This window comes from Arthrobacter vasquezii, assembly GCF_029455255.1.
Classification (GTDB): Bacteria; Actinomycetota; Actinomycetes; order Actinomycetales; family Micrococcaceae; genus Arthrobacter_D; species Arthrobacter_D parietis.
The window spans coordinates 1-26,382 of sequence record NZ_JAROKN010000008.1 but is presented as its reverse complement, the minus strand read 5'-3'; the positions used below and the strand labels follow the sequence as shown (position 1 = coordinate 26,382).

Sequence of the window (26,382 nt, the reverse complement as noted above, 5' to 3'; positions counted from 1 at the left end):
CTACGGGATACCTAACGCATCGGACGTCCGCGCGCAGCGCGAACGTCCGAGCGAAGGTTTGCGCCTCGTGACGCTACGTCAGCCGGGAATGAGACTCGAAGCTTCCTGCAGAGTGCTTCCCGAATCCTCAATGTGAGCAAGCTCAGGAGGTAATTCAAGGCCCTTCTTTCGCATCGCCCGTGCCCAGAGACGGCCGGCGCGGTAGGAAGACCGCACAAGCGGACCGCTCATGACGCCGAGGAAGCCGATCTCGTCAGCCTCCTGCTGAAGTTCCACAAACTCCTGCGGCTTGACCCAGCGATCCACCGGAAGGTGCCGCTCACTGGGACGCAGGTACTGGGTGATTGTAATCAGGTCGCAACCTGCGGAATGAAGGTCGCGCAGTGCTTCCGAGATTTCCGCGCGGGTTTCACCCATCCCGAGGATCAGGTTCGACTTTGTCACCATGCCGTGGTCCCTGCCCTGCGTGATGACGTCCATCGACCGTTCATAGCGGAAGGCTGGACGGATGCGCTTGAAGATGCGCGGGACCGTCTCCACGTTGTGGGCGAAAACCTCCGGACGGGCGTCGCAAATTCCGGCGATGTGTTCCGGTTTGCCGGAGAAGTCAGGAATCAGGATCTCGACGCCGGTTCCCGGGTTGAGCGAGTGGATCTGACGAATAGTTTCCGCATAGAGCCACACCCCCTCATCTTCGAGGTCATCGCGTGCCACCCCCGTAACGGTGGCGTAGCGCAGGTTCATGGTCTGTACGGACTGCGCGACCTTGAAGGGCTCGCTGCGGTCCAGCGGTGCAGGCCGGCCTGTGTCGATCTGACAGAAATCGCACCGCCGGGTGCATTCTGAACCGCCGATCAGGAATGTTGCCTCCCGGTCCTCCCAACACTCGAAAATGTTGGGGCAACCTGCTTCCTCGCAGACGGTGTGCAGGCCTTCCTTCTTCACGAGGTTCTTCATTCCCACGAACTCGGGACCGATGTTGACCTTGGCCTTGATCCAGTCCGGCTTGCGCTCGACCGGGACTGCGGCGTTCCGTGCTTCGACGCGCAGCAGGCGCCTTCCCTCGGGGGCCAGGCTCACAGTAAGACTCCTTCCGGCCGGTCGTTGCCGACGGCCTGTGCTGTCTCGGCTAGCTGGCGATTGCCTTCGGGACCGAGCACCAGCGACGCCTCATTGTTGCGCAGTTCTTCTTCAATGCGCGAAACGATGTCGACCGGTGATACGGAGCGACCGATCTCCTTGGAGATGCTCGTGACACCGGCGTCAGTAATACCGCAGGGCACAATCTGCGCAAAGGGCGCGAGATCGTTGCTGCAATTGATCGCGAATCCGTGCATGGTTACCCGCCGGTTGATGCGGATGCCGATAGCAGCAATCTTCCGCGCCGGTCGTTGGGAATCACCTGATAACCAGACTCCGGATCTGCCTTCGATGCGAATTCCGGTGATCCCATAGTCGCTGAGGACCGCGATGATGACATCCTCGAGAATTCCGACATAGTCGGCAACGCGGGTGGGCTCAGGAAGGGCGAGGATGGGGTAGCCCACCAATTGACCCGGGCCATGCCAGGTAAGTTTGCCTCCCCGGTCAACCGGTACAACGGGGGTCCCATCGAACGGCTTTTCGTCTTCCTCGGTCCGTTTTCCTGCGGTGTAGACCGGCGAATGTTCGAGGAGGAGAACAGTGCTGGGCGACGTACCGGCAATCACTGACTCATGCAGCGTCTTTTGTCGGTCCCATCCGTCCCGGTAGTCGACGAAGTGGGGATCGAATCCGATTCGGGAGAACTCCAGCGTCATTCCTCAAGCGTAGACCCGGGTGGGCGGCGATCCCACATTCGTGAATGTGGACAGGGTGTGGATAACTTCTGCGCCGGGAGCGCGAGTAGCCAAGACTTGTCACCATGGACAACTTTCGACGCCAGACGGCCGCAGCACGGGAAGCGACTTCTACCGATCGTCCAGAGGCACAGCAGCCTCCCAGGCTCGGTGGGTATCGCACAGGAAGGCTACTGGGCGTCGGCAGTAGCGCTCATGTCTGGCTGGTCGAGGATCAACGCACGGGTATTTTCAGCGCTCTCAAAGTGTTCCCCACAACTACACCTCTTTCACGAGCAGAGCTTGAAGGCAGGGATGGGTCCCTAACTCCACTTGATCGGGAGCTCGCTGTTCTGGGCGCGCTGAAGCACCCTCATCTCCTGGGAATCCGCGACGTCGTCAGTACAGATCGTGGTCCGGGACTCCTGATGGACTATGCCGGCGGAGGATCACTCCTCAATCTGGTGACGGCCCGCGGTCGGTTGAGCGTCGGTGAATGCATCACTGTCCTTGGGCCGATAGGACAGGCACTGGCATACCTGCACTCCTCCGCCATTCAGCATGGCGATGTATCGCCGGGCAACGTGCTGTTCACGGCCGATGGAAAGCCGCTACTTGCTGATCTCGGCGTCGGACGCATGCTGGGGGAAGCGGCAGATCATGCTCGCGGCACGGCGGGCTTCGCCGAGGCGGGCCTGCTGCCAAGCCTCTCCGCCGGTTTTGCTTCCGACGTGTTCTCAGCTGCCGCAGTCGGGTGGTACTCACTGACCGGCAACCCACCCGACCGGGCCAGGGATCGGGCGCCGCTGAGCCTGCTCGTGCCTGGCGTGCCGGGCGAATTGCTCCATATCCTTGAAGCCGCACTGCACGACGACCACGGCGAACGCCCGAGCGCCAATGAGTTGGCGGATGCCGTGCTGCGAGCGGCGCCAGCACAGCCGCTGGACCTCGTCGCAGCCGTGCACCCTTCTGTGTTGCCCCAACTGCTCACCAGGTGCGCCACTGCCGATTCCACGAAGGGGACCCGGCGCCGGCTGCCCGAAGCCCTCGCGCGGATATACGCGACGAAGATCCCGACGACGCTCCGGAAGCAGACGAAGTCCGCACACCCATCAACCCGCACGGAGCGGTCGCGTCGCGCGGACGGTTCTCGCGGGAAGCTGAACCGACAACCTTCCAGGGCCCGGCGCCGGAGCGCGCGTAACTCGGAAGGAACGGGGATGGGTTCTGTCATCAGGGGCGCCGCCTCACTGCTGGTGCTGTGTGGAGTTCTGCTGCTCGGTCCGCAACTTCTGGACACCTTGGGCAGCAGTGTTCCTCATTCAGAACGTGGGTCTGCTGAATTCAAGGACACGCTGGATGCGCCCTCGGGTGTTCCGGCAAAGCCTGCAGCGGGAGGCGCTCCGGCGGACTCCATAAGCGGGAATGCCCCAGCGAAGGACACGGCACTCACTGACGAGATGACGCAGCGTCTGGCGGACGAAAACCCGGTAACAGCTCTGTCCGCCCTCGTTGCCGTGAGAGCTATGTTCCTCGCAACAGGGGAAGCGGGCCTCCTGCCGGTTGTGAACGTCAAGGATTCGGACGCTATGGCCGCCGACCGGCAGATCATGGCCGGGTTGCAGGAACGTGGCCACGTCTTCAATGGGTTGAGTATCCGTCTGGAGAAGGCCGCGCCGGCGGAGTCATTCCCCGTTCCGGAGGGCGCCACAGCGGTCACCGCGACGGCCGTCATGTCCGGCTACACCGAAATGGACGCTTCAGGTGCTGCCGTGCGCGAGGTCGCGGAATCGACGCTGCAGGACCTCGTTTTCGTCCTGGTTAGAGAGGAAGGAGTATGGAGAATCGCCAGTGTCCACAATAGCGACGCCGTCTGAGCGGGCGGTACGGGAGTGGTTATGATCGGATGATGGCTTCCTCTCACTACCTACGCTATCCGCATCTGTCCGGAGATCTCCTCACTTTCGCAGCGGAGAACGATGTCTGGGTTGTCCCGGTCTCGGGCGGGCGCGCGTGGAGAATATCGTCGCTCCAACAGCCGGTACGGAACCCGCGATTCTCCCCCGATGGCTCCACCATCGCTTGGACAGTGGTACAGGGCGCCGCACCGGAGGTAGTTGCTGCTGATGCAAACGGGGGGAACTTCCGTCGGCTTACCTACTGGGGGCATCAGAGCACCAGAGTGAAGGGCTTCACTGCAGACGGTCAAGTCATCGCGACGAGCGCTTTCCGGCACGAGGATCCCCGGCATACCTGGGCGTACACGCTTCCCGTGGATGGTTCCCCGGGTAACGTCGTGCCTTACGGACCGCTTGACGCCATTGTTCATGGGGAAGCTGTCGGGGACGAGCGCCCTGTTGTCATCGGCAGCGTCATGACTCGTGAACAGGCCTGGTGGAAGCGGTATCGGGGAGGTACCGCGGGCAAGCTCTGGATTGATTTGGATGGTTCCGGTGATTTTCGGCGCTTCCTGCCTGAACTCAACGGCAACCTGGCCGATCCGATGTGGGTCGGTGGCCGTCTTGCCTTCCTTTCGGACCACGAGGGGTACGGGAACCTCTACTCTGTGACGGCAAGTGGCCAGGATCTGAGGCGCCACACAGATAACGAGGCCTTTTATGTCCGTCATGCGAGCACGGACGGGAGCCGCGTAGTCTACGAATCCGCAGGGAAACTTTGGCTGCTCGAAGCCCTTGATGCGGAAGCGCGGCCACTCGATATCCAGCTTGGCTCAGCCTCCACCGGCAGGCGCCCACAGCCGCTCAACGTAGCGCGGCATCTCGCGGCCGCTGTTCCCGTCAAAGACGGCCGCGCCAGCGTAGTTGAATCTCACGGGACCCTGCATCTTCTGAGCCACCGGGATGGGCCCTCCCGCGTTGTGGATGCAACTGCGGGTGTGCGGGCACGGCTCGGTCGTCCGGTTGGCGAAGACCGGGTTGCCTACATTGCCGACCATGAGGGTGAGGAAGCGCTGTACATCCGCAGCGCGTTCAACGTCGATGTCCCTGTCACCACCGGTTCAACCCGCCCGGAAACTTTGGCAGCGGATGATGGTTTGCCCGCGCCGGTGCCGGCAGCGAAGCCGCACAGCACGAGCGAAGATCAGGAGTCGGGCGAAGCTGAGCCTGTTGAGCGTGGGGCGCCGGACGCCGCCGTCTTTGCCCAGGACCAGGCGGGCAGCACAGTTGTTTCCTGCATCCGGTTTGGAGACCGTTTCAGGGCAAGCAACCTCGCAGTGAGTCCCGACGCGAAAATCATCGCGGTTGCAGGTGAAATGGGCGAGATACTGATTCACGAGATTGGTACTGAAGGATTCTTCACCCTGTCCACCACCGCCCACGGCGCAATCGACGACGTGACGTTTTCACCCGACTCAGCCTGGCTTGCCTGGGCGGAGCCCGTCACGGGTGAAGGGGCGCGCACGCGCGTCCGGCTGAGCCGCGTACTTCAGAATACCGAGATCCTGAACGTCACCGATGGCCGCTTTCGGGACCATGCTCCGTCATTCACCCCGGACTGCAAATTCATTGCCTTTCTGTCCGACCGTAGTTTCGACCCGGTGTATGACACTCATCGTTTCGATCTCAGCTTCCCGGCCTCGACGAAACCGTTCCTGGTGGCTCTCGCGGCTGACACAGCGTCACCGTTCGGGCCTGCTGTGTACGATCGGCCGGCGCCGGCCGAGGAAAAAAAATCTCCCTCGCTGGTTGTCGAGGTTGATGCGGACCGCCTTGCCGAACGCATCATTCCCGTGCCGGTGACGCAGGGATCCTATGAGGGTATGCGGGCAGTGGAGAACGCGCTGCTCTGGACGGCAGCTGACACGATGGGGATCACCGGCGACGGCCGCGCCACCACGGATGCCAAAGAGCCGGCGAGGCGGCTCGAGCGCTTCGATATGGCCAAGCGTGAGACCTCCACACTCGTTCAGGAGGTGGACTCCTTCGAAGTCAGCGGCGACGGCAATCGTGCGGTAATAGTCCACGCGGGAGCCGTTACAGCGGTGCCCACCTCCGGTCCTGCGGAACCGGACTCTGCTGAGCGGGTAACGGTGGATCTCAACCGGATCCGTGTACTGCTTGATCCTCCCAGCGTTTGGCGGCAGGCGTTTGAGGATGCGTGGCGTCTGCAACGCGACTTTTTCTGGGCCGAAGACATGGGCGGCCTGGATTGGGAGGGCGTGCGCGAGCGTTACCGACCGCTGCTGGACAGTATCGGCTCGCACGATGATCTGGTCGACATCCTGTGGGAGCTGCACGGCGAACTCGGGACGTCCCACGCCTACGTCACTCCGGCCCTACCCAGCGAGGCGGGCGCGGGCGCCCAGGGTTTCCTCGGAGCCGAGCTCAGTCGAGCCGAGCGTGGTTGGAGGGTAGACCGTATCTTCGTCGGCGAGTCCTCCGACCCGCAGGCAGCTGCGCCGTTGGCAGCGCCAGGAGTGGCTGTGGAGCCTGGAGACATCATTCAGGCGGTGGACGGCGTGCCCGTGCCTCCGGAATTTGGTCCGGCCGTACTCCTCACAGGGGCAGGGGGGCGGCCCGTCGAACTCACCGTGGCACGGTACAACGATGACGGCGGCCAACCCGCCGTTCGCCGGGTCGCGGTTGTACCGTTGCGCAGTGAGGAACGGCTCCGCTACCAGAACTGGGTCAGCGCGAACCGTACGATCGTCCACGAAGCTTCGGATAGCCGGTTCGGCTACCTGCACGTTCCGGACATGGTGGCCAGGGGATGGGCGCAACTGCATAGGGACCTCGACCGCGAGACTGCCCGCGACGGTCTCATCATCGACGTGCGCCGCAATCGGGGCGGTCACACTTCACAGCTGGTAGCCGAACTCATCGGCCGTAAAGTGACGGCCTGGTCACTCCCGCGAGGTGAGCAGCCGGGTACCTATCCGGCACATGCACCGAGGGGTCCGGTCGTTGTCCTCACTGATGAGTTCGCAGGTTCCGACGGCGACATCATCACCCAGGTGGCGAAGCTTCGGGGGATCGGGCCGGTCATCGGCACCCGGACGTGGGGCGGTGTCGTCGGCATCGACGGTCGGTTCAGCCTCGCCGACGGAACCGGAGTCACACAGCCGCGCTACGCGTTCTGGATGACCGGAGGCATTGAGTGGGGCGTGGAAAACTACGGCGTGGACCCCGACATTGAGGTGCAGTTTCCGCCGCACGCGTACGCCGCACAGGAAGATCCTCAGTTAGAGCACGCCGTCGGAATTCTGCGCGAGATGCTTGAAGAGCTGCCCACGGACGTACCGCCGGCACGCAGGAACCATCCGCAGCTTGCACCGCTGCCCCTGCCGCCGCGCAGCTGATCTGTCGCTGGTAGCACTGTGCCCCGGTCACCGTAGTTGGTGACGGGGGCAAAGTGCTACCGGATGAAAGCAGGTATCAGGACTCCAGAGTTGCATCCAGCGAGATGTCCTTGACGCCGGCGAGTGCCTGGGAGACAGGGCACCCCGTCTTCGCTTCGTTGGCAAGGCGCTGGAAATCCTCCTCGTTCAGATCCGGCACCGATGCCTTTAGGGTGAGCCGGATGGCGGTGATGCCAACGCCTGGCTGGAAATCCACCTCGGCCTTGGTCTCGACGCGGTCCGGAGTCTTTCCTTCTCCGCCAAGAGCATGGCTGAAGGCCATGGAGAAGCATGCCGAGTGTGCTGCGGCGATGAGTTCTTCGGGGCTGGTCTTTCCTTCAGCCTCCTCTGCCCGCGCCTTCCAGGTGACGTCGTAGGTCCCAAGTCCGGAGGTGTCCAGAGAAACCTGTCCTGATCCGCTGGGCAGGTCTCCACTCCAGACGGTATGTGCTGAGCGTACTGTAGCCATCAGTTCTCCTCTTCAATGATTGAATCACGTGCACCGGACGGGCGCCCGGGTGTCTTGCGCATCAGGTGATGCGGAAGCGTTCTGCTGGTGCATCCTCAAAGGCAGAAGGCAGCGCACCCGGTCGTCGGAGCGCTGCCTTCTGCATCTGCGTGAACTACAGGCCGAGGTCGGCCTCGAAAGCGCCTTCCTCGAGGCGGGACTTCAAAGCCTGAAGGAACCTGCCTGCGTCCGCGCCATCCACCAGCCGGTGATCGTACGTGAGGGACAGGTACATCATGGAGCGGATCGCGATGGTGTCATCGCCATCTGCATCGGTGACCACTACGGGACGCTTCACGATTGCCCCGGTTCCCAGAATGCCGACCTGGGGCTGGTTGATGATCGGAGTGTCGAACAGGGCGCCGACCGAGCCGATGTTGGTGATCGTGAAGGTACCGCCCGAGAGTTCGTCCGGTCCGATCTTGCCGCTGCGCGTACGCGCACCGACATCGGCGATCTTCTTGGCAAGGCCCGCCAAATTAAGGTTGCCGGCATCGTTGATTACCGGAACCAGCAGGCCCTTTTCGGTGTCCACCGCGATAGCGAGGTGCTCGGCGTCGTGGTAGGTGACTTCCTTGGCTTCCTCGTCGAAGGACGCGTTCAGTTTGGCGTGCTGCTTCAAGGCCTCTGTCACTGCCTTGGCAATGAACGGCAGGAAGGTCAGCTTCGCGCTGTTCTGCGCCTGGAAAGTTTCTTTCGCCTTCGCACGGAGACGCGCAACGCGGGTCATATCAACTTCGATGACCTGCGTAAGCTGCGCTGAAACCTCCAGCGACTCCCGCATGCGTCGCGCAATCGTCTGGCGGATGCGCGGGGCCTTCTCCACGGTCCCGCGCAGCTTCGAAGCTGCAGGCGCGGCCGCGGGTGCGGGTGCAGGAGCGGAAGGAGCAGCACTCGGAGCGTCCTGCTGTGAAGCCTTCGAGGATTCGGCTGCCTCAAGCACGTCCTGCTTCCGGATGCGTCCACCCACGCCGGTACCCTTGATGGAGCTCAGGTCCACGCCATGCTGGTTGGCGAGTTTGCGGACCAGGGGAGTGACGTATACGGAATCTGAGCCTGTTGCTTCGTCGCTCGGTGACTTTGCGGGAGCCGGCGCTTCCTTTGCCTCAGTGGGCTCAGTGCTCCCGGACGGTTCCGGCTGTGGTTCGGGATCCGGCCGGGCTGCCTCCGGTTCTGCAGTAGGCTCTTCGCGCTCAGCCGACGGCGCCGCAGCGACGGGTTCGGCGCTCTTCGGCTCCGCCTGTGCAGGAGCGGCGCCGGCAGATCCAATGACAGCCAGTACGGAGCCAACTTCTGCGGTCTCATCTTCGTTGACCCGGATCTCCTGCAGGGTGCCGGCGACGGGGGAAGGGATTTCCGTATCTACCTTGTCGGTGGACACCTCGAGAAGCGGCTCGTCCACCTCCACGTCATCGCCGACTGCTTTGAGCCAACGCGTTACTGTACCCTCCGTCACACTTTCCCCGAGGGCGGGCAGAGTGACTTCGGTTCCCTGACCGCCGCCCGCGGCTTCCGTGGAGCCCTCGGCTTCCGTGGACTCCTGCGTGGGAGGGGTTTCTGCTTCTTCTTCGCTCTGTTCGACAGGCTGGTCCCCACCAGCATTTTCAGCTGCATCGCCCGAAGATGACTCCACACCTGAATCCCCACTGTCGGAACTGTCCGAGCCGCCTGAGCCGTCTCCGATCCTTACCAGCGGAGCGCCAACCTCGGCGGTCTCGTCTTCGGCGACGAGGATCTCCTCGATAACTCCGGCGATGGGGGAGGGGATCTCTGTATCGACCTTGTCCGTTGATACCTCGAGCAACGGCTCATCGACTTCGACGCGGTCGCCGACCTGCTTGAGCCAACGGGTGACGGTACCCTCGGTAACGCTTTCGCCGAGGGCCGGTAAGTTCACGGATTCAGACATGGTGTCCGGTTCTCCTTGTTCGTTCTACCTTCGACCGCCGGTACCGGGAACAGCCGGTCGGTTTGAGGTTGCCAGTGATGCTTTATGTGGAGTGTGGTGCAGCGGTGCAGCAGAGGGGCCGGAGCCGGTCAGCCGTGGAGCGGTTTGCCGGCGAGAGCAAGATGCGCTTCGCCCAGCGACTCGTTCTGCGTGGGGTGCGCGTGGACCAGTTGGGCCACATCTTCGGGGTAGGCTTCCCAATTCACGATGAGTTGGGCCTCGCCGATCTGCTCACCCATGCGGGTACCGATCATGTGGACGCCCACCACCGGGCCGTCCTTCTCACGCACCAGTTTGACGATTCCGCCAGTGCCCAGAATGGAGCTCTTTCCATTACCTGCGAGGTTGTACTCCTGGGTCTCGACCTTGTCATCACCGAGCTTCTCGCGGGCAGCCTTCTCGGTGAGCCCGACAGAGGCGATCTCGGGTTCCGAGTAGGTCACCTTGGGGATGTTGACGTCCTCGACGACGACCGGCTTGAGTCCGGCGATTTCCTCGGCCGCAAAGATGCCCTGCTGGTACCCGCGGTGTGCAAGCTGAAGTCCGGGAACGATGTCGCCGACAGCGTAGATGTTCCCAACGCCGGTATGCAGGCGTTCGTTGGTGATGACGAATCCACGATCGAGCGTGATCCCGGCTTCGTCATACCCGAGGCCGTCCGTAACGGGCCCACGGCCGACTGCGACCAGCATCAGGTCCGCCTCAAAGGTCTTGCCGTCGACGAGAGTCACCTTGACGCCGTCGTCGTTCTGCTCGACCTTGTCAAAGAAGGTGCCGGTGTTGAATTTGATGCCGCGCTTCTTGAAGGCACGTTCGAAGTTCTTGACGATGGAGGCATCCTCATTGGGAACCAGGGAGGGCAGTCCTTCGATGATCGTGACGTCTACGCCGAACGACTTCCACACGGAGGCGAACTCGCATCCGATCACCCCGCCGCCAAGAACGATTGCGCTGGAGGGAATCGTTTCCATGGTGAGGGCGTGATCAGAGGTGATGACCTTGCCGCCGATGTCGAGTCCGGGGAGGGACCGCGAATATGAGCCGGTCGCGAGAACGATGTTCTTGCCGGTGTACGTGGTGCCGTTGACCTCAACCGTGTTCTCACCGGTCAGCTTGCCTGCACCCTCGATCACGGTGATGCCCTTGGCTTTGATGAGTCCCTGGAGGCCCTTGAACTTGCCGGCGACGATGCCGTCCTTGTAGGCGTTCACGGCGTTCAGGTCGATCGACTCGAACGTTGCCTTGACGCCGTACTTCTCCGCGGAGCGTGCACTGTCCGCGACCTCGGCTGAGTGCAGCAGCGCCTTGGTGGGAATACACCCGTTGTGAAGGCAGGTTCCTCCGAGCTTCCCCTTTTCGATGAGCCCGACAGAGAAGCCGAGCTGAACGGCGCGAAGAGCGGCGGCGTAGCCCCCGCTGCCTCCGCCCAATACCAGGATGTCGAACTCTTGCGCAGTTGCCGTATCGGCCACGTGGACGCTCCCTCGCGTAATCGGTGACGCACTTAGGTTCGCGCGTCGATTGAGTCTGGCGGAATGCTTGGTGTGATCTGGGTTCACCCTATCGCCAGATCACACCATCAGCCACTTGATGAAGGCTGTTGCACACCCCTGTGTGTCGAGTGTCACCTCGTGACGGACGTGTTCAGGCTGAGTGCTTCTCGGCGCGCTCGATGACGTCTTCCACGTAGGCGAGGAGAGTGCGGACACCTACGCCGGTGGCACCTTTGGGGGTGTAACCGTACGCGCCACCCTCGTTGAAGGCTGGGCCGGCAATATCCAGGTGTGCCCACGGAATCTTCTTCCCGTCCATTTCTCCGACGAATTCACGGAGGAATACTGCAGCCGTCATCATGCCGCCGAACTTCTCTCCGATGTTCGCGATGTCGGCAACCGTGGAATCGAGGCTTGGACGCAGTTCCTCGGGCAGCGGCATGGGCCAGAACTGTTCGCCCACGCGATCTGCAGCTGCTTTCACGGCGTCCCTTACCCCGTCGTCGCCCATGACACCGGACACGCGCTTGCCAAGCGCAACCATCTGTGCACCGGTGAGCGTCGCGATGTCGATGATCGCGTCTGGATATTCCTGGCTCGCCGCAGCCAGGGCGTCGGCCATGACCAGCCGGCCCTCGGCATCGGTATTAAGAACTTCCACAGTGCGCCCGCCGAAAGTGGTCAGTACATCCGAGGGCCGCTGCGCTGTCCCGGAGGGCATATTCTCCGCGAGACAGAGCCAACCGCTGACGCTGACCGGAAGACCCAGCCGCGCAATCGCCGCAACGGCAGCAAGCACGACGGCGGCGCCTGCCATGTCCAGCTTCATCGTCTGCATCCCGGCGCCCGGCTTGAGGGACAAACCGCCGGAGTCGAAGGTAATGCCCTTGCCGACCAGTGCGAGGTTGATTTTTGACTTGGCGGGGGAGTACTCGAGCTTCACGAGCCTTGGCGGACGGGAAGATCCCTTCCCCACCCCAAGAATCCCGCCGTACCCGTCCTTCTCCAGTCTCTTTTCATCCAACACGGTTACTTTCACCGGTAGTCCCTTGACATGTTCCCGGGCGAATTGCGCGAACGATTCCGGGTAGAGGTGGCTCGGCGGCTGGTTGACAAGCGTGCGAGTCACATTGACTCCGCGTCCAAGTGTCTGTGCACGCTCAAGTGCCACCTTCAGCGTCCGGTCCTGCGCGGCGGGAGTGAGTAACACGACTCGCGAGAGAACGGCGGCGGAGGGCCGCGGCGCCTTGCCGCCAACTGCCGAATAGTGCTCCGTGTAGGTGTAGCTTCCCAAGAGAATGCCCTCGGCCACCGCGGCGGCCTGTGCAACCGTGGCGGCGGGGAGGGCAACAGCCAGGCTCTCAACTCCGCCCAGCTGACGCGCAGCGGCTCCTGCTGCCCGGCGTAGCGTCTCCTCTGACAGCGGGGTCCCGGCGACGGTGCGTCCCGTACCGGAAAGAACGAGTACGTCTGCGCCGGTTTCAGGTAGTCCGGGGAATCGACGCACTTCGTCAGCGGCTCCGGTTACTCCCAGCGAGGGGAGACTGTCGGTGAGGGCGCGGGCAGATTTAGCCGAGAGCGGGTTTTCCAGAAGCACGGGACCATCCGGGCTTTGGCCGGTGCCGATCACCAGGACCTCGCACGCGGATTTCTTGATGTCCCGGGAGACTGCGGTCAGGTGAATATCGCTGGTGTTGCTCACGAAGGTTCTTCCTCGCTTCCGATGGCTGGGCAGTGCTGCAGCGGGCGTGCGGGTCTGGTGACGCCCATGCTTTCCTATCGATCGTAGTCGCAGCCTGTGACATGCGTCCTACGGACAGGCCGCGGGAATGAGAGGAGCGACCTGGGGTGTTACACACACCGGGCACGCGATGGTGCATCAACTAGGGTTGACGCAACGGCGCAGCGCTGGAGTGAACACTGAAAAAGCCGCCGGGATGACGCGCGCTGCACTGCCCGCAGTGTCTTGATACGAATTGAGGAGGATGAAATGTTGGAGCCGCAAAGCCTGTACAACGTCAGCAGCTCGATTCGTCATGATCCTTCCCTTCGGGGGCTACCCCTTATTGCAGGTTTCACCGGGTTCGTCGATGCGGGGCAGGTGGTTGCGCAGGTGCGCGATGAGCTGCTCGGAACGCTCGACCACGAAGTCCTGGCCGTGTTCGACGTTGATCAGCTCATCGATTACCGGAGCCGTCGGCCCCGAATCACGTTCGAACAGGATCATCTGCGGGATTACCAGCCGCCTGCCCTTGAGCTCCGGGTTCTCCAGGACGGTCTGGGCGAAAAATTCCTCTTCCTGAGCGGAATGGAACCGGACTTGCAGTGGGAAAGGTTCTGCTCCGCCGTCGCACAACTCGTTTCCCTGTTCGAAGTGCCGTTGGTTTCCTGGGTCCACTCGCTCCCGATGCCCGTTCCACACACGCGTCCGCTCGGTGTAACCGTTCACGGAAACCGGGGAGACCTGATCGAAGGGATGGGTTCCACCTGGCGGCCCACCGCGGAACTGCAGGCCTCCATCGGACACCTGCTGGAGTTGCGTCTCTCACAGTCCGGGCACGACGTCGTCGGATACGTGGTGCACGTTCCCCACTATTTGGCGGAAGCGGAGTATCCGCCTGCCGCAGTGACGGCGCTGGAGTACCTCGGCGCATCCATCGGCCGTGTTCTGCCCACTGACCGGCTGCGGGAAGCAGGCCGTGACGTGGAGCGGCAGATAGCGCGTCAGGTGGACAACTCGGCCGAGGTGCAGGGCGTCGTGTCATCGCTGGAGAAACGCTACGACGAGCACTCCGACGGCGCGCGTCGGTCACTGCTTGTGAAACAGAATATGGAGCTGGCCGACGCCGAGGAGCTGGGTTCGGCCGTGGAGGCCTTTCTCGCAGGTCCGCATGCGGCCGACGAGCTCGCCGCGACGCTGGACGAGGACGCCCCGCAAAGTGACGCAGCAGGCGGAGAAAGCGGCACGTCCGGCAGCACAGGGTCTGGACGCAGTGGCGACGGCGCGGCGGGTGACACCGAAGACGGAGGCAAACAGACTGGGCGCTGATCCGGCTGCCGGAACGGACCGGCGCGCCTGGCTGGTATGGGGCGCCGGGGTACTGGCCTACCTCATAGCAGTTACGCAGCGCACCTCCTTCGGTGTTGCAGGAGTCGAGGCGACCGAGCGGTTCGACGCAACAGCGTCTGCTTTGGCTGTCTTCACGGTCGCGCAGCTAGTGGTCTACGCCGGACTGCAGATTCCGGTGGGCGTCCTGGTCGACAGATTCGGCCCGCGCATCATGATCGTCAGCGGCGCGGTTCTGATGGCGCTTGGCCAGACTCAGCTTGCATTCGCCGAGTCCATCACGGCAGGAATAGTGGGCCGGCTGCTGGTTGGCGGCGGTGACGCAATGACTTTCGTCGCGGTTCTCAGGTTGCTGCCGGCATGGTTTGAGACCCGGAAAATTCCCGTGCTGACCCAGCTCACGGGCATCCTCGGGCAGCTCGGCCAGATTCTCAGCGTCATCCCATTCCTGGCCGTCCTGCATTTGGCCGGCTGGAGTACTGCGTTCCTGTCAGCGGCCAGCCTGGGAGTTCTCTCGGCCGTTCTCGGTCTTGCCCTGATCCGGGATCATCCGGAAGGAAATGGCCAGCGAAGCCGCGCATCGCTGCGCCAGACTGGTGTCTCCCTCACCGAGGCGTGGAAGCAGCCCGGGACCCGCCTCGGCCTCTGGTGCCACTTCACTACGCAGTTCTCAGGCACGGTTTTCGTTCTGATGTGGGGCTACCCCTATCTGGTGAGTGCTGAGAAACTCGCCGCAGGGACGGCTTCGGTGCTGATGACCCTCTTTGTTGTAGTGGGCATGATCTGTGGGCCACTCCTGGGAGTGTATGTAGCCCGGCACCCGCTGCGCCGCTCGACCATGGTTCTGGCAATTACCGCGGCGACTGCGCTCGCGTGGTTGGTGGTGCTGACCTATCCGGGAAAGGCACCCGTCTGGCTGCTCGTGCTGTTGGTCGTGACGCTTGCCGTCGGCGGACCGGGGTCGATGATTGGTTTCGACTTCGCCCGCACGTTCAATCCTGCCTCGCGGCTCGGTACCGCGACCGGCATTGTCAACATTGGCGGATTCACGGCAGCGCTTCTCACCATGTTCGCCGTAGGCCTGATTCTGGACCTGCTCCTGGCGAGCGGATTCTCCAACGGTGACCTGTATGCACTCGAATCATTCAGGATCGCTTTTGCTGTGCAGTTTGTGGTTCTCGGAATTGGAACCGTCGCAGTCCTGGTGCTCCGGCGCCGCGTGCGCGCCCAGCTGGCTCGTCAATCGATCATCGTGCCGCCACTGAGGCAGGCAATTGCGAGGGAAATACGACGACGGCGCGAAGTGCAGAGGTAGCGACCCTCCCTCCACATGCAGCCGAATCTCGAGGTTTACCCACATAGCGCCTTTTGAAAGGCCACAGGCGGGTGCATGAGCGTCACAGTCGTATTCATGACAGCAAACGCACCTAACCCCGAAGCCCCCATCAAGGTCAGCACGCCGGCCGACATCCTCAGTTACGTTCCCCATATCCTTGGCTTTCAACCGCGGGAGAGCCTCGTTTTCCTCACAATGTCGGGCAAACGCATGGGCGCCACACTGCGTCTCGACCTTCCGCCGGCGGACTCTGATCCACTGGACTATGCATCCACGGTGCGCGACTACCTCGAATCGGACTCTTCGGCCGACGGAGTGTTGATGGCGGTGTACACCGACGCCGAGTGGGCCGAGCCGGGCTCCCCGCCCTACGCTCCGTTGATCCACTGCCTCGACCTGGTGCTCGACGCCGCAGGACTGCCGCTGTTGGACGGATGGCTCGTCAGCTCAAGTCATTGGCGGGACTACTTCTGCGAGGATGCGTCCTGCTGTCCCTGGCCGGGCCACCCGCTTGCCCGGATCACCGAAAGCGTCCTCAACGCGGAGCTGGTCTATCAGGGGAGTACCTATGCCGCTTCCCTGGCAGCCGCGGTCGGAACACCCGACCCCGGGCACAGCGAAGAAATCAATCAACTGGCGGCCTCCTACGTGGAACAGTGGTGTGGAAGGTGGGACAAGACAAGCCTTGGCCGTGATTCCCTCATCCTCTGGGACGCGTTTCTTTCACGCACGGCAGATCCGCAGGAACCGGCAGTTTCGCCGCAGGTTGTTGCTTTCCTTTTGGCCGGTCTGACTAGCGCGCCCGTGCGGGACAGCCTCATAGTGCTGGCAGCCGCGGGTCCGGACGCTGCGCAGGAAGCCGCAGTCGCAGCCGGCGTGCTGCCGGCGGATCCGGAGGAGGAGGAACTTCCGTACGCCTGCAACGCCCTGATGACGCGCCTGCAGGCTCTGCGACCGACGGGAGGTCTTCCGCGACCCGCAGACCAGGAGGACAACGAGGATCCCTCAACACTCTTTCGGGATGTCTTCCTTGCCACGCTCAGCGTGCCGGACTGGGATCGCCTTGATGCAGCGCACACCCGCTTTCTCGGGTTGACCGCAGTGGCGAGCGGGGAGCCGCGGGCGGCTCTTCTCAGTATTCTGGGTTGGCTCGAATGGGCACGTGGCAGGGGGTCGCGTGCTCATCACTATCTGCAGGAGGCTTTGGACGAAGCTCCGGGATACACCCTCGCTGAACTCCTGATGGCGCTGGTCGGAACCGGTTCCCTTGCACCGTGGGCTCGTCGGCGCGAGACCGCCTGGACCTCCGAATCCCGCAGCGTGGCCTGAACCGTACACGGACTCGTTGAGGAAAGAAGAGCGGGATTCACCGGAAGCACCGGCTGTCGGTTCGGAATTTACGTGAGGTTCGCAAAGCGTGCGACAATGGAAACGAGACCCGGTTGGGTTCGTGTTTCAGATCGACGCGTTTCAGGCACTTCGGATGTTGGTATTCACACCACCACACGTCCGCAAGGGGAATAGCGCACTCGCCAGAGCTGTTGTACGTACGAACAGTTCCCGTTGATAGGTCTGATTTCAAACACGGACTTGACAGGGTCATAGTGGTGTTGCCCTCCTTGGCGGCGCCGCAAACCGCCGTATGAAAGGTTCTTGAGTGTCGGCCAAGAAGACAACAGCACCGGTGTTAACAGAACCCGGTACAACTGCAACCAAGCGCAAGACCGCCGCTGCTAAGCCGGCATCGAAGACCGCTACCGCTCGTGGCGCCAAGCCCGCGGCAGCCGAAGGCAGCGTAGACACGAAGGCCCCGGAGGGCAGCCCCGCAAACGTTCCTGCAGAGCAGGAGACCGCGCCGGGTGCCGCAGAAGTCGAAGGTGCAGACACTGAGGCTGCAGAGCCGGAGGCGGCTGAAGCTTCGACTGGGAGTGGGTTTGTCTACTCGGATGCTGACGACGACGATGCACCGGCACAGCAGGTCGTTTCCGCAGGCGCTACTGCGGACCCGGTCAAGGACTACCTGAAGCAGATCGGCAAGGTCGCCCTTCTCAACGCCGAACAGGAAGTAGATCTCGCTCTGCGCATTGAGGCGGGCCTGTTCGCCGAGGAGAAGCTGGCGGCGAATGAGAACATCGATCCCAAGCTGCGTCGGGAACTTGAGTGGGTCATCCATGACGGGAAGCGCGCCAAGAACCATCTTCTCGAGGCAAACCTCCGTCTCGTGGTGTCGCTGGCCAAGCGCTACACCGGCCGCGGAATGCTCTTCCTGGACTTGATTCAGGAAGGCAACCTGGGTCTGATCCGTGCTGTAGAGAAGTTCGACTACACCAAGGGTTTCAAGTTCTCCACCTACGCAACGTGGTGGATCCGCCAGGCCATCACCCGTGCCATGGCAGACCAGGCCCGCACCATCCGTATTCCGGTACATATGGTCGAAGTCATCAACAAACTGGCCCGCGTCCAGCGGCAGATGCTGCAGGACCTCGGCCGGGAACCCACACCGGAAGAACTGGCACTTGAACTCGATATGACGCCTGAAAAGGTCGTCGAAGTTCAAAAGTATGGCCGCGAGCCCATCTCCCTGCACACTCCGCTCGGCGAAGACGGTGATTCCGAGTTCGGCGACCTGATCGAGGACTCGGAAGCAGTCGTCCCTGCGGATGCGGTGAGTTTCACACTTCTGCAGGAGCAGCTTCACTCCGTCCTGGATACGTTGTCGGAGCGGGAAGCAGGTGTGGTCGCCATGCGGTTCGGTCTTACTGACGGCCAGCCGAAGACCCTCGATGAAATTGGCAAGGTGTACGGCGTCACCCGTGAGCGCATCCGCCAGATAGAGTCCAAGACCATGTCTAAGTTGCGGCACCCGTCACGTTCGCAGGTACTTCGGGACTACCTCGACTAGGAACGGCGGCAGCAGGCACATAAATAGGAAGAACCCCCTCCGCGGAGGGGGTTCTTCCTATTTATGTGCCATCCGTTCAGGAGGCTCCAACTATGCTGCGCTTCGGCGGACGGCCTGTGCGCGGCTATGCCTCTACAGTGCTCTGCGCCTTTTCGGTCAGCCGGGCGGTTTCATCCTGCCACTCTGACGTCTGCGGCCGGAGAGTGCTCTCAACGGCGCGGGCGTGGTGCCCGCAGAAGAGAAGCTCACCACCGGAGGACTGAAGGACTGCGCGCACATAGGCCTGGGCCCCGCACCGGTCACAACGGTGCAAAGCGGTCAGCTCACGGGTTGCTGTAGCTGTTGTCATGGATGCCTCCTTAGTGGTTCCTGTAGTTCATATAACCACTATTCGTTGCCGTTTCTTCGCAAGCTGGGTGTGCTTTCGCTGAGCGCGTACGCTCGCGGGGAGGCATCCGGCAGGGACGAACCGCGCGCCCGAGGGCCCGGCATGCCTGCCATCCACAGCGGGGACAAGGGAATATGCTTGGGAGGGTGCGCCGCTCCCGGCTCGCCGACGCTCGCCGAGATAGACCGCAATCCCAAGGAGTTTCCAAGGAAGTGGCACCCCGCTCTGAATACACAGCCCGCCATCTTTCCGTCCTCGAGGGGCTTGAGGCGGTTCGCAAACGTCCCGGCATGTACATTGGCTCCACTGATTCCAGGGGGCTCATGCACTGCCTCTGGGAGATCATCGACAACTCGGTGGATGAAGCACTTGCGGGACACGGCCAGAGCATCAAGGTCATCCTCCATGCCGACGGTTCCGTTGAGGTGCATGACGATGGGCGCGGCATTCCGGTAGACGCCGAACCCAAGACCGGGCTGAGCGGCGTGGAAGTCGTCTTCACGAAACTGCACGCCGGCGGCAAGTTCGGCGGCGGCTCTTACACCGCGTCCGGTGGGCTCCACGGCGTCGGCGCCAGCGTGGTCAACGCGCTGTCCGCGCGCCTCGACGTCCAGGTTGACCGTGGCGGCAAGACGTACCAGATGTCCTTCCGGAGAGGTGAGCCCGGGCGGTTTGCCGATGAGCGCAAGCCGTTGCCTACAGCGGAGTTCTCCCCCTTCGTCGACAGCTCCCGCCTCGAAGTCGTCGGGAGCACCAAACGCGGCGTCACGGGAACGAGGATCCGGTACTGGGCGGACCGGCAGATTTTCACTCCTGATGCCAAGTTCTCCTACGAAGAGCTGCAGGCTCGTGCGCGGCAGACTTCATTCCTGGTACCGGGACTAAGCATTACGCTTCGCGATGAGCGTGCCTTACCCGGCACGGACGGGGTAGTCGAAGAAGTCTTCCATCACGACGGCGGAATTTCCGAGTTCGCTGAGTTCCTGGCGATTGACCACGCCGTCACTGATGTGTGGCGCCTGCATGGGTCCGGCCGTTTCAAGGAGTCCGTTCCCGTCCTCGATGATCAGGGGCACAGCCGGATCGCCGAGGTCGAGCGTGACTGCGAAGTGGATATCGCGCTGCGCTGGGGGATCGGTTATGACACCACGGTAAAAAGTTTCGTCAACATCATTGCTACGCCCAAGGGCGGAACCCACCAGTCGGGCTTCGAACAAGCGCTCCTGAAAACCTTCCGGAAAGTGGTCGAGGCCAATGCACGCAAGCTCAAGGCGGGCAGCGACAAGCTGGAGAAAGACGACGTCTTTGCGGGTCTCACCGCGGTTCTGACCGTGCGGCTCGCGGAGCCGCAGTTCGAAGGCCAGACCAAGGAGATCCTCGGAACGTCCGCCGTCCGCGCCATCGTCGGCAAGGTGGTGGAAACGCAGATCCTTGCGAAACTGAATTCATCGGCCCGCGCAGACAAAGCGCAGTCTGCGCTGCTGTTGGAGAAGGTTGTCGCCGAGATGAAGTCCCGCGTATCGGCGCGCGTTCACAAGGAAACCCAGCGCCGGAAGAACGCGCTGGAGACATCATCCATGCCAACCAAGCTTGCAGACTGCCGCATTGACGATTCCGAGCGTTCCGAGCTGTTCATCGTTGAGGGTGACAGCGCGCTGGGGACCGCCAAGCTGGCGAGGTCCTCGGACTACCAGGCGCTGCTGCCCATTCGGGGAAAGATCCTCAACGTGCAGAAGGCCTCGGTGGGTGACATGCTCTCCAACGCCGAGTGCGCCGCGCTGATTCAGGTTGTCGGCGCAGGGTCGGGCCGCAGCTTCTCTCTTGATGCGGCCCGCTACGGCAAGGTCATCCTGATGACGGACGCCGATGTCGACGGCGCGCATATCCGTACCCTGCTGCTCACGCTGTTCTTCCGGTACATGCGTCCCCTGGTTGATGCCGGGCGGGTCTTTGCGGCCGTTCCGCCGCTGCACCGGGTGGAAATACTCAACCCCGGCAGCAAAGCGAATGAAACCGTCTATACCTATTCCGACCAGGAGCTTCACCGGCTGCTCACCGCCCTCGAACGTGAGGGCAGGCGCTACAAGGAACCCATTCAGCGGTACAAGGGACTGGGGGAAATGGATGCCGGACAGTTGGCGGAAACCACCATGGATCCGCGCCATCGCACCCTGCGTCGAGTACGGATTCAGGAGGCCGAATCGGCTGAGCGGGTCTTCGACCTTCTCATGGGCAGTGACGTTGCACCGCGCAAGGACTTCATTGTGGCCGGCGCCGCGTCGCTGGATCGCGAACGCATCGACGCCTAGTACAGGGACATAGTCTGCACAGCCAGCTTGCGCAGGAGCTGAATCAGGGAGCCCTGGAAGCCCGCCGCGTCAGCCCAGGAAACCGGGCGCGATCAGCAGGGCGGTAGGCACGGTCAGCAGCAGCGCCGATGTGGCGAGGGCCGCGAAGGTCTGTGCGGGGGTGAGCGGCGCCTGCGGCTCGAGCAGGCGGCGCAGCCGGTGAACCGTTGAGAGCGAGGCATCATCCTGCTCGGGATCCTGCGCTGCTGCGGCATCGGTCAGTGCATGATCCGGTGTCTCGCCCGAACGCCCGTGTGAAACAGACGGACCGTGCGAGCCCGTCGCCACAATGGCTATTGCTCCTACAAGGGTCTCCTGGTCCACTTCCTTGACGGCCTCGTCGTCCGCGAGCATCTCGATCAGCTCATTGACCGACCGCTGCGCCAGGCGCGACGTCGGCAGCCACGGGAGCGCTGAACGCCAGGCCGCAAAAGCCCAGAGCAGCAGGTGATGCCGCTGGCTCAGATGGGCACGCTCATGCACGAGAACGGCCCGCAGTTCATCTTCGGAGAGCAGCCCCATCAGTCCGTCGGAGAGGACCGTCACGGAGCGCGCGCCGCCGGGCAGGCAATAGGCAACCGGGGCCGGGTGCTTGATCACCAGCGTGGAGGGGTTGGTGTGTGAGGGTGAACTCAACAGATTCAGCAGGTTGCGGTGCCGCCGTCGTTGGCCCTTGATCCGCGCATAGGTGATCAGCAGGGTGAACACGAGGTGCGCGGTCAGGAGGCTTGCGGCGCTGAGGGCGAAGACGTGGACGAGGCCGAGAGTGTCTGCCGGGCGGTTATTCACCAGGATGTCCCAGAGGCCCTGCAACGCTTCGAGCAGATTATCTCCCAGCGGTTCCAGTCCCCACACCAGCATGGCGCCGATCATTGACAGACCTCCGGCGAGCGCGATTGCCTGCCACAGGATCATCGCGGTGAACGGCGAGCGTGAGGGCCACTGTGCGCGGGAGAGGGCGATCGGTGCGGGCCATGCCAGAATCACGGCCAGCGCCGCCAGGAAGTGGGAGGCCCAGAACATGGCGGCTAGTTGCTGCCCAGGAGCCGCCGGAGTGTGCGGGCCTCGCTCTCAGAGACACTGCCGATGAAGCGTGCCAGTACAGCTTCGCGGTCAGGAGCGGTTACCAGTACCTCATGCATGAGCTCCGCCGTGTGGTCTTCGCGGCTGGTCACGGCGCGGTAGCGGTGAGGGCGGGTGTCGCGTTCACGCTCAACCAGGCCCTTCTTCTCGAGCCGGGACAGGACGGTCAACACCGTGGTGACCGCGAGTTCCTTGCCTTCCGCCGTACCTTCAGGAGCTAGCGCCAATGCATCACGAAGAGTGTTCGCGGTCATGGCCTCCTGGGTGCCCCACAGCAGGTCCATCACTGTGCGTTCGAGTTCACCGAGCGTGGCCATTCTTATTCCTTTGTTGATCCTGATCTGCGGCTGGACGGACTGATTGCGGTGCAACACCACTTCCAATCTCTCTTAATCTACAGCTTTTTCGCGCAAGGTTCTACGTCATGTAGAAGTGTGCGGGAAAGTTGTTCTACGATATGTAGAAGAACGTTTCTACAAAGCGTAGAAATCGCTCACACATCGCCAGTGCTTGAGGAATTGAGGACCTGTGGAAGCACTTGAAATTGCACGGTGGCAGTTCGGTATCACCACCGTGTACCACTTTCTGATGGTGCCGCTGACGATAGGGCTTGGCCTCGTTGTCGCTGTCATGCAGACCCTCTGGTACCGGACGGGCAAGGACCATTACCTGCGGATGACGAAGTTTTGGGGGAAGCTCTTCCTCATCAACTTCATCATGGGGGTTGCAACCGGACTGGTGCAGGAGTTCCAGTTCGGGCTCGCGTGGAGCGAGTACAGCCGGTTCGTAGGCGATGTCTTCGGTGCGCCGCTTGCCATGGAAGCGCTGCTTGCGTTCTTCGTCGAATCGACCTTCCTGGGCCTGTGGATCTTCGGTTGGCAGCGGCTGCCGAAGGTGCTGCACCTTGGAGCGCTGTGGGCCGCAGTCGTGGCGTCGGTATTCTCTGCCTACTTCATCATCGTGGCGAACTCCTGGATGCAGCATCCCGTGGGCGTCGAGCTCGTGGACGGCCGTGCCCGCATGGTGGACGCCTGGGCAGTGTTCACCAACAACACCGCCCTCGTCGCCTTCACCCACACCATCTTCGGTGCCCTCGCTGTTGCGGGCGGCTTCCTGCTCGGTATTGCCTGGTACCACCTCTGGAAGCGGCGCCATGACGGGCTGGACACGGTCGACGGCGACGGGAAGGTCGTCGTCGGAACTGACGCTTCCGGTTCCCGCGGAGTGATTGACCACCAGGTGTGGCTGCGCTCAGCGCGGATCGGCGCCGTCGTCGCGTTGATTTCCTTCGCCGGAACCGCAGTGTCAGGTGATCTGCAGGCAAAGCTGATGTTTGAGCAGCAGCCCATGAAGATGGCGGCAGCGGAAGCCGCCTGCCACGATGGAACCGGCTTCTCGGTCCTCTCGGTCGGCAACCTGGGATCGCAGGACTGCGACGACATCGTTGCGGTTTTCGAGGTTCCGGGCCTGCTGTCCTTCCTTGCGAACGGTGACTTCACTACCGAAGTCAAAGGCGTGAACACGCTCCTGCCCGAGTACAAGGAGCAGTACGGACAGACACTGCCGGACGATCCGATGTACGGCGAGCGCGCCGGCATGAGCATCGACTACCTGCCGGTCATGGAAGTCACCTATTGGGGCTTCCGCATCATGATCGGCTTCGGCGCACTCGCCGCCTTCGCTGCGCTGGTAGCCCTGAGGATTCTGCGGAAGGGGACGGTCCCTGAGTCCCGCTGGCTGATGCGGCTTGCGGTGTTCGGAATCCTCGCGCCTTTCGGGGCCAACTCCGCGGGCTGGATCTTCACGGAAATGGGCCGCCAGCCGTTTGTCGTGGCGCCCAACCCTGACCCCAGCGGCATCGACGGCGTCTTCATGTTCACGGCCGCCGCAGTGTCGCCGGGGGTATCGCTCGCCGAACTCGTCTTCTCGCTGGTCGCACTCACTCTGGTCTATGCCGTCCTGCTGGTCGTCGAAGTGAAGCTGCTCTTCACCTACGTGCGCGGCGGGGTTGCCTCCGCCATGCCGGAGTTGGCTGCCAGGCACGACGACGACAGTTCCTCACGCGGAAAGGACGACGACGATGTGCTCGCCTTTGCCTACTGAGCCGAACTCCACTGCGCCGCGCGGAAAGGAACCACGCACATGACCGAGCTCCTGCCCACGATCTGGTTCATCCTGATCAGCGTGCTGTGGACCGGCTTTCTCTTCCTTGAGGGATTCGACCTCGGCGTCGGCATGCTGATGAAGCTGTTCGCGCGAACCGACCGGGAACGGAGGGTCCTCCTCAACACGGTTGGGCCGGTCTGGGACGGCAACGAGGTCTGGCTCGTCACCGCGATAGGTGCAACTCTCGCCGCCTTTCCGCTCTGGTATGCCTCGCTGCTTTCCACGCTATACCTGCCCTTCATCCTGGTGCTCCTCGCACTCATTTTCCGGGCAGTCGCCTTCGAGTACCGCGGAAAGATGAACAGCGACCAGTGGCGCCGCCGCTGGGATCTGGCAATCTTCCTCGGCTCCTTCACCGCAGCGGCTGGAATCGGCGCCGCCCTCGCCTTGACCACCTCCGGACTTCCGCTCAACGAGAACGGTGACCGGGTGGGCGGGCCATTCGTCTGGGTTACGTTTGACGCCTTCCTTGGCGCGGCCGCCGTCGTCCTCTTCTGCCTCGCCCACGCTCTGGCGTTCCTGGTGCTGAAGACCGACGGGCCCATCCGGGAACGAGCGAGAAAGCTCCTGATACGGCTGCTGCCGCTCGCCGTCGTGCCGTTGCTGCTGTGGGCAGCGACAGTGCACCTCGCCGGCGGAACGGTGTGGACCGGTCTTATCCTTGCCGTCGCCGTAGCTGCGGCGGCTGCGTCCTGGTTTGCCGAGTGGTCCTCACATGATGGCTGGGGTTTCATCTGGCTGGGTGCCGCGCTGGCGGCTTCGCTGGCATGCATCTTCGGCTCGGCCTATCCGGTCGTGTTGCCGTCGACGCTCAGTGACGCCTTCAACCTCACGGTGGAGAACGCTTCGAGCTCGCCATACACCCTCGGATTGATGAGCATCGTCGCCGCTATCGGGGTGCCCCTCGTGCTCGCCTACCAGGGCTGGACCTACTGGGTCTTCCGGAAGCGCGTCACCGAAAAGAGCATCCCCGACGCACACTCGGTGAGCCCCCTGTGATCGACCGGCTCCTGGCCCGCGGTCCCGCCGGCATGTCCGTTCCGGTTCGTCCCGTGTACCTCCTCGGTGTCCTTGCTGCGGTCAAGGCAGTGGGGCTGGTCCTGATCGCGGAAGCAATCGCCCGCGGCATCGCGGCGCTCGCCGGCGGTGCCCTGCCGTCAGCAGACCTGTTGGAGGTCGGGGTGGCCGGTGCAGTGCTGCGCGCAGGCGCTGCCTGGGCGCAGCAGGGAACCGCTCAGCGCCTGGCATACGGGGTGAAGGAGCGGCTGCGGCGGGAGGCGCTTGAGCGGGTGCTTGCCGACGGCGGGACCACGAGTGGGAAGCAGGGTACGGGCGCGCTCAGCGTGCTCCTCACCCGCGGGTTGGACGGCCTCGACAAGTACCACACGCAATACCTCCCCGCGCTCATCACCTGCGCAGTGGTTCCCCTCCTGGTCGGCGCGCGCATTCTGGCTGCGGATTGGGTGAGCGCCGCCGTGATCGTCCTGACCATCCCGCTGATCCCGGTCTTCATGGTGCTGATCGGTTGGCACACGCAGGACAGAACAGCCGAGGCGAGGGCATCGCTCGATCGGCTCTCGGACCATCTGCTGGAACTCGCAAAAGGGCTGCCCGCCCTCGTTGGCCTCGGCAGGGCAAGTGCCCAGACGCGTGCGCTGGAGGATATCGGCGCCGGCTACTCCCGCCGGACCATGGAGACACTGCGCATCGCCTTCCTGTCATCCCTCGCGCTCGAACTGATCAGCACGATTTCAGTGGCGGTCGTGGCCGTGTTCGTGGGCGTGCGGCTGATCCACGGTGATGTGGGGCTTGAAGTGGGCCTGCTCGCCCTGATCCTCGCGCCGGAGTGCTACCTGCCGCTGCGGGACCTGGGGGCGGCGCACCATGCGAGCGATGACGGGCTCGAGGCAGGACGGGCCGTGCGGCACATCATCGATGCGCCACGGACGTCCGCCGCCGTGCCGGTC

At 63.0% G+C, this 26,382-nt stretch carries 19 protein-coding genes; 10 read left to right on the top strand and 9 right to left on the bottom strand.

What is annotated here, in order from left to right:
• Positions 1-78: 78 nt before the first annotated feature.
• Both lipA and lipB read right to left on the bottom strand, forming a co-directional pair.
• Positions 79-1,080 (bottom strand): lipoyl synthase, encoded by a 1,002-nt coding sequence (lipA, locus tag P4U43_RS05400; protein ID WP_056547190.1) that lies wholly within the window; start codon positions 1,078-1,080, stop codon positions 79-81.
• Complete coding sequence (gene lipB / locus P4U43_RS05395) at positions 1,077-1,799, bottom strand: lipoyl(octanoyl) transferase LipB (protein ID WP_277357803.1); 723 nt, start codon at positions 1,797-1,799, stop codon at positions 1,077-1,079. Before lipB ends, lipA begins: the two co-directional genes overlap by 4 nt.
• A gap of 104 nt (positions 1,800-1,903) precedes the next feature.
• On the opposite strand from lipB, the gene P4U43_RS05390 reads away from it, so the two are divergent.
• Together P4U43_RS05390 and P4U43_RS05385 are read left to right on the top strand one after the other, a co-directional pair.
• On the top strand, positions 1,904-3,694 hold the full coding sequence (locus tag P4U43_RS05390; protein WP_277357802.1) for a serine/threonine protein kinase: 1,791 nt from the start codon (positions 1,904-1,906) through the stop codon (positions 3,692-3,694).
• Between the two features lie 32 nt (positions 3,695-3,726).
• Complete coding sequence (locus P4U43_RS05385; protein WP_277357801.1) at positions 3,727-7,137, top strand: S41 family peptidase; 3,411 nt, start codon at positions 3,727-3,729, stop codon at positions 7,135-7,137.
• Positions 7,138-7,213: 76 nt separating this feature from the next.
• Here the strand turns inward: P4U43_RS05385 and P4U43_RS05380 are convergent, their stop codons facing one another.
• The 4 genes from P4U43_RS05380 to P4U43_RS05365 all read right to left on the bottom strand — a co-directional run bounded on the left by P4U43_RS05380 (position 7,214) and on the right by P4U43_RS05365 (position 12,827).
• Positions 7,214-7,645, bottom strand: a complete 432-nt coding sequence (locus P4U43_RS05380) for an OsmC family protein (RefSeq protein ID WP_056547199.1) — start codon at positions 7,643-7,645, stop codon at positions 7,214-7,216.
• Positions 7,646-7,799: 154 nt separating this feature from the next.
• Positions 7,800-9,593, bottom strand: a complete 1,794-nt coding sequence (gene sucB / locus P4U43_RS05375; protein ID WP_277357800.1) for a 2-oxoglutarate dehydrogenase, E2 component, dihydrolipoamide succinyltransferase — start codon at positions 9,591-9,593, stop codon at positions 7,800-7,802.
• Positions 9,594-9,721: 128 nt separating this feature from the next.
• Positions 9,722-11,104 (bottom strand): dihydrolipoyl dehydrogenase, encoded by a 1,383-nt coding sequence (gene lpdA, locus P4U43_RS05370; protein WP_277357799.1) that lies wholly within the window; start codon positions 11,102-11,104, stop codon positions 9,722-9,724.
• 172 nt (positions 11,105-11,276) lie between these two features.
• Entirely contained in the window at positions 11,277-12,827 is a 1,551-nt protein-coding gene (locus tag P4U43_RS05365; RefSeq protein WP_277357798.1) for a leucyl aminopeptidase, read from the bottom strand.
• Between the two features lie 288 nt (positions 12,828-13,115).
• On the opposite strand from P4U43_RS05365, the gene P4U43_RS05360 reads away from it, so the two are divergent.
• The 4 genes from P4U43_RS05360 (at position 13,116) to P4U43_RS05345 (ending at position 18,430) form a co-directional block, all read left to right on the top strand.
• Complete coding sequence (locus P4U43_RS05360; RefSeq protein WP_277357797.1) at positions 13,116-14,174, top strand: proteasome assembly chaperone family protein; 1,059 nt, start codon at positions 13,116-13,118, stop codon at positions 14,172-14,174.
• Positions 14,164-15,507, top strand: coding sequence for an MFS transporter (locus P4U43_RS05355; protein WP_277357856.1), 1,344 nt, complete (start codon positions 14,164-14,166; stop codon positions 15,505-15,507). The genes P4U43_RS05360 and P4U43_RS05355 overlap by 11 nt, the downstream gene beginning before the upstream one ends.
• Before the next feature lie 96 nt (positions 15,508-15,603).
• Positions 15,604-16,857, top strand: coding sequence for a DUF4192 domain-containing protein (locus P4U43_RS05350; RefSeq protein ID WP_277357796.1), 1,254 nt, complete (start codon positions 15,604-15,606; stop codon positions 16,855-16,857).
• A gap of 328 nt (positions 16,858-17,185) precedes the next feature.
• Positions 17,186-18,430: an RNA polymerase sigma factor gene (locus tag P4U43_RS05345; RefSeq protein WP_277357795.1), complete on the top strand. Its 1,245-nt coding sequence runs from the start codon at positions 17,186-17,188 to the stop codon at positions 18,428-18,430.
• 124 nt (positions 18,431-18,554) lie between these two features.
• Here P4U43_RS05345 and P4U43_RS05340 read toward each other — a convergent pair whose 3' ends face one another.
• Positions 18,555-18,779 (bottom strand): DUF7455 domain-containing protein, encoded by a 225-nt coding sequence (locus P4U43_RS05340; RefSeq protein ID WP_056547219.1) that lies wholly within the window; start codon positions 18,777-18,779, stop codon positions 18,555-18,557.
• Positions 18,780-19,030: 251 nt separating this feature from the next.
• Here P4U43_RS05340 and P4U43_RS05335 point away from each other — a divergent pair, with 251 nt between their 5' ends.
• Positions 19,031-21,127, top strand: a complete 2,097-nt coding sequence (locus P4U43_RS05335) for a DNA gyrase/topoisomerase IV subunit B (RefSeq protein ID WP_277357794.1) — start codon at positions 19,031-19,033, stop codon at positions 21,125-21,127.
• Positions 21,128-21,196: 69 nt separating this feature from the next.
• On the opposite strand, the gene P4U43_RS05330 is transcribed toward P4U43_RS05335, so the two are convergent.
• The gene (locus P4U43_RS05330; RefSeq protein ID WP_277357793.1) at positions 21,197-22,189 is read right to left on the bottom strand and encodes a M56 family metallopeptidase; all 993 of its coding nucleotides are present in this window, start codon (positions 22,187-22,189) and stop codon (positions 21,197-21,199) included.
• Positions 22,190-22,194: 5 nt separating this feature from the next.
• Positions 22,195-22,566 (bottom strand): BlaI/MecI/CopY family transcriptional regulator, encoded by a 372-nt coding sequence (locus P4U43_RS05325; RefSeq protein ID WP_056547226.1) that lies wholly within the window; start codon positions 22,564-22,566, stop codon positions 22,195-22,197.
• Between the two features lie 211 nt (positions 22,567-22,777).
• Between P4U43_RS05325 and P4U43_RS05320 the strand changes: the two genes are divergently transcribed.
• The 3 genes from P4U43_RS05320 to P4U43_RS05310 form a co-directional block, all read left to right on the top strand.
• On the top strand, positions 22,778-24,352 hold the full coding sequence (locus tag P4U43_RS05320; protein ID WP_277357792.1) for a cytochrome ubiquinol oxidase subunit I: 1,575 nt from the start codon (positions 22,778-22,780) through the stop codon (positions 24,350-24,352).
• Between the two features lie 39 nt (positions 24,353-24,391).
• Positions 24,392-25,414 (top strand): cytochrome d ubiquinol oxidase subunit II, encoded by a 1,023-nt coding sequence (cydB, locus tag P4U43_RS05315; RefSeq protein WP_277357791.1) that lies wholly within the window; start codon positions 24,392-24,394, stop codon positions 25,412-25,414.
• 32 nt (positions 25,415-25,446) lie between these two features.
• The coding region (locus tag P4U43_RS05310) for an ABC transporter transmembrane domain-containing protein (RefSeq protein ID WP_277357855.1) at positions 25,447-26,382 on the top strand (936 nt) is incomplete at its 3' end.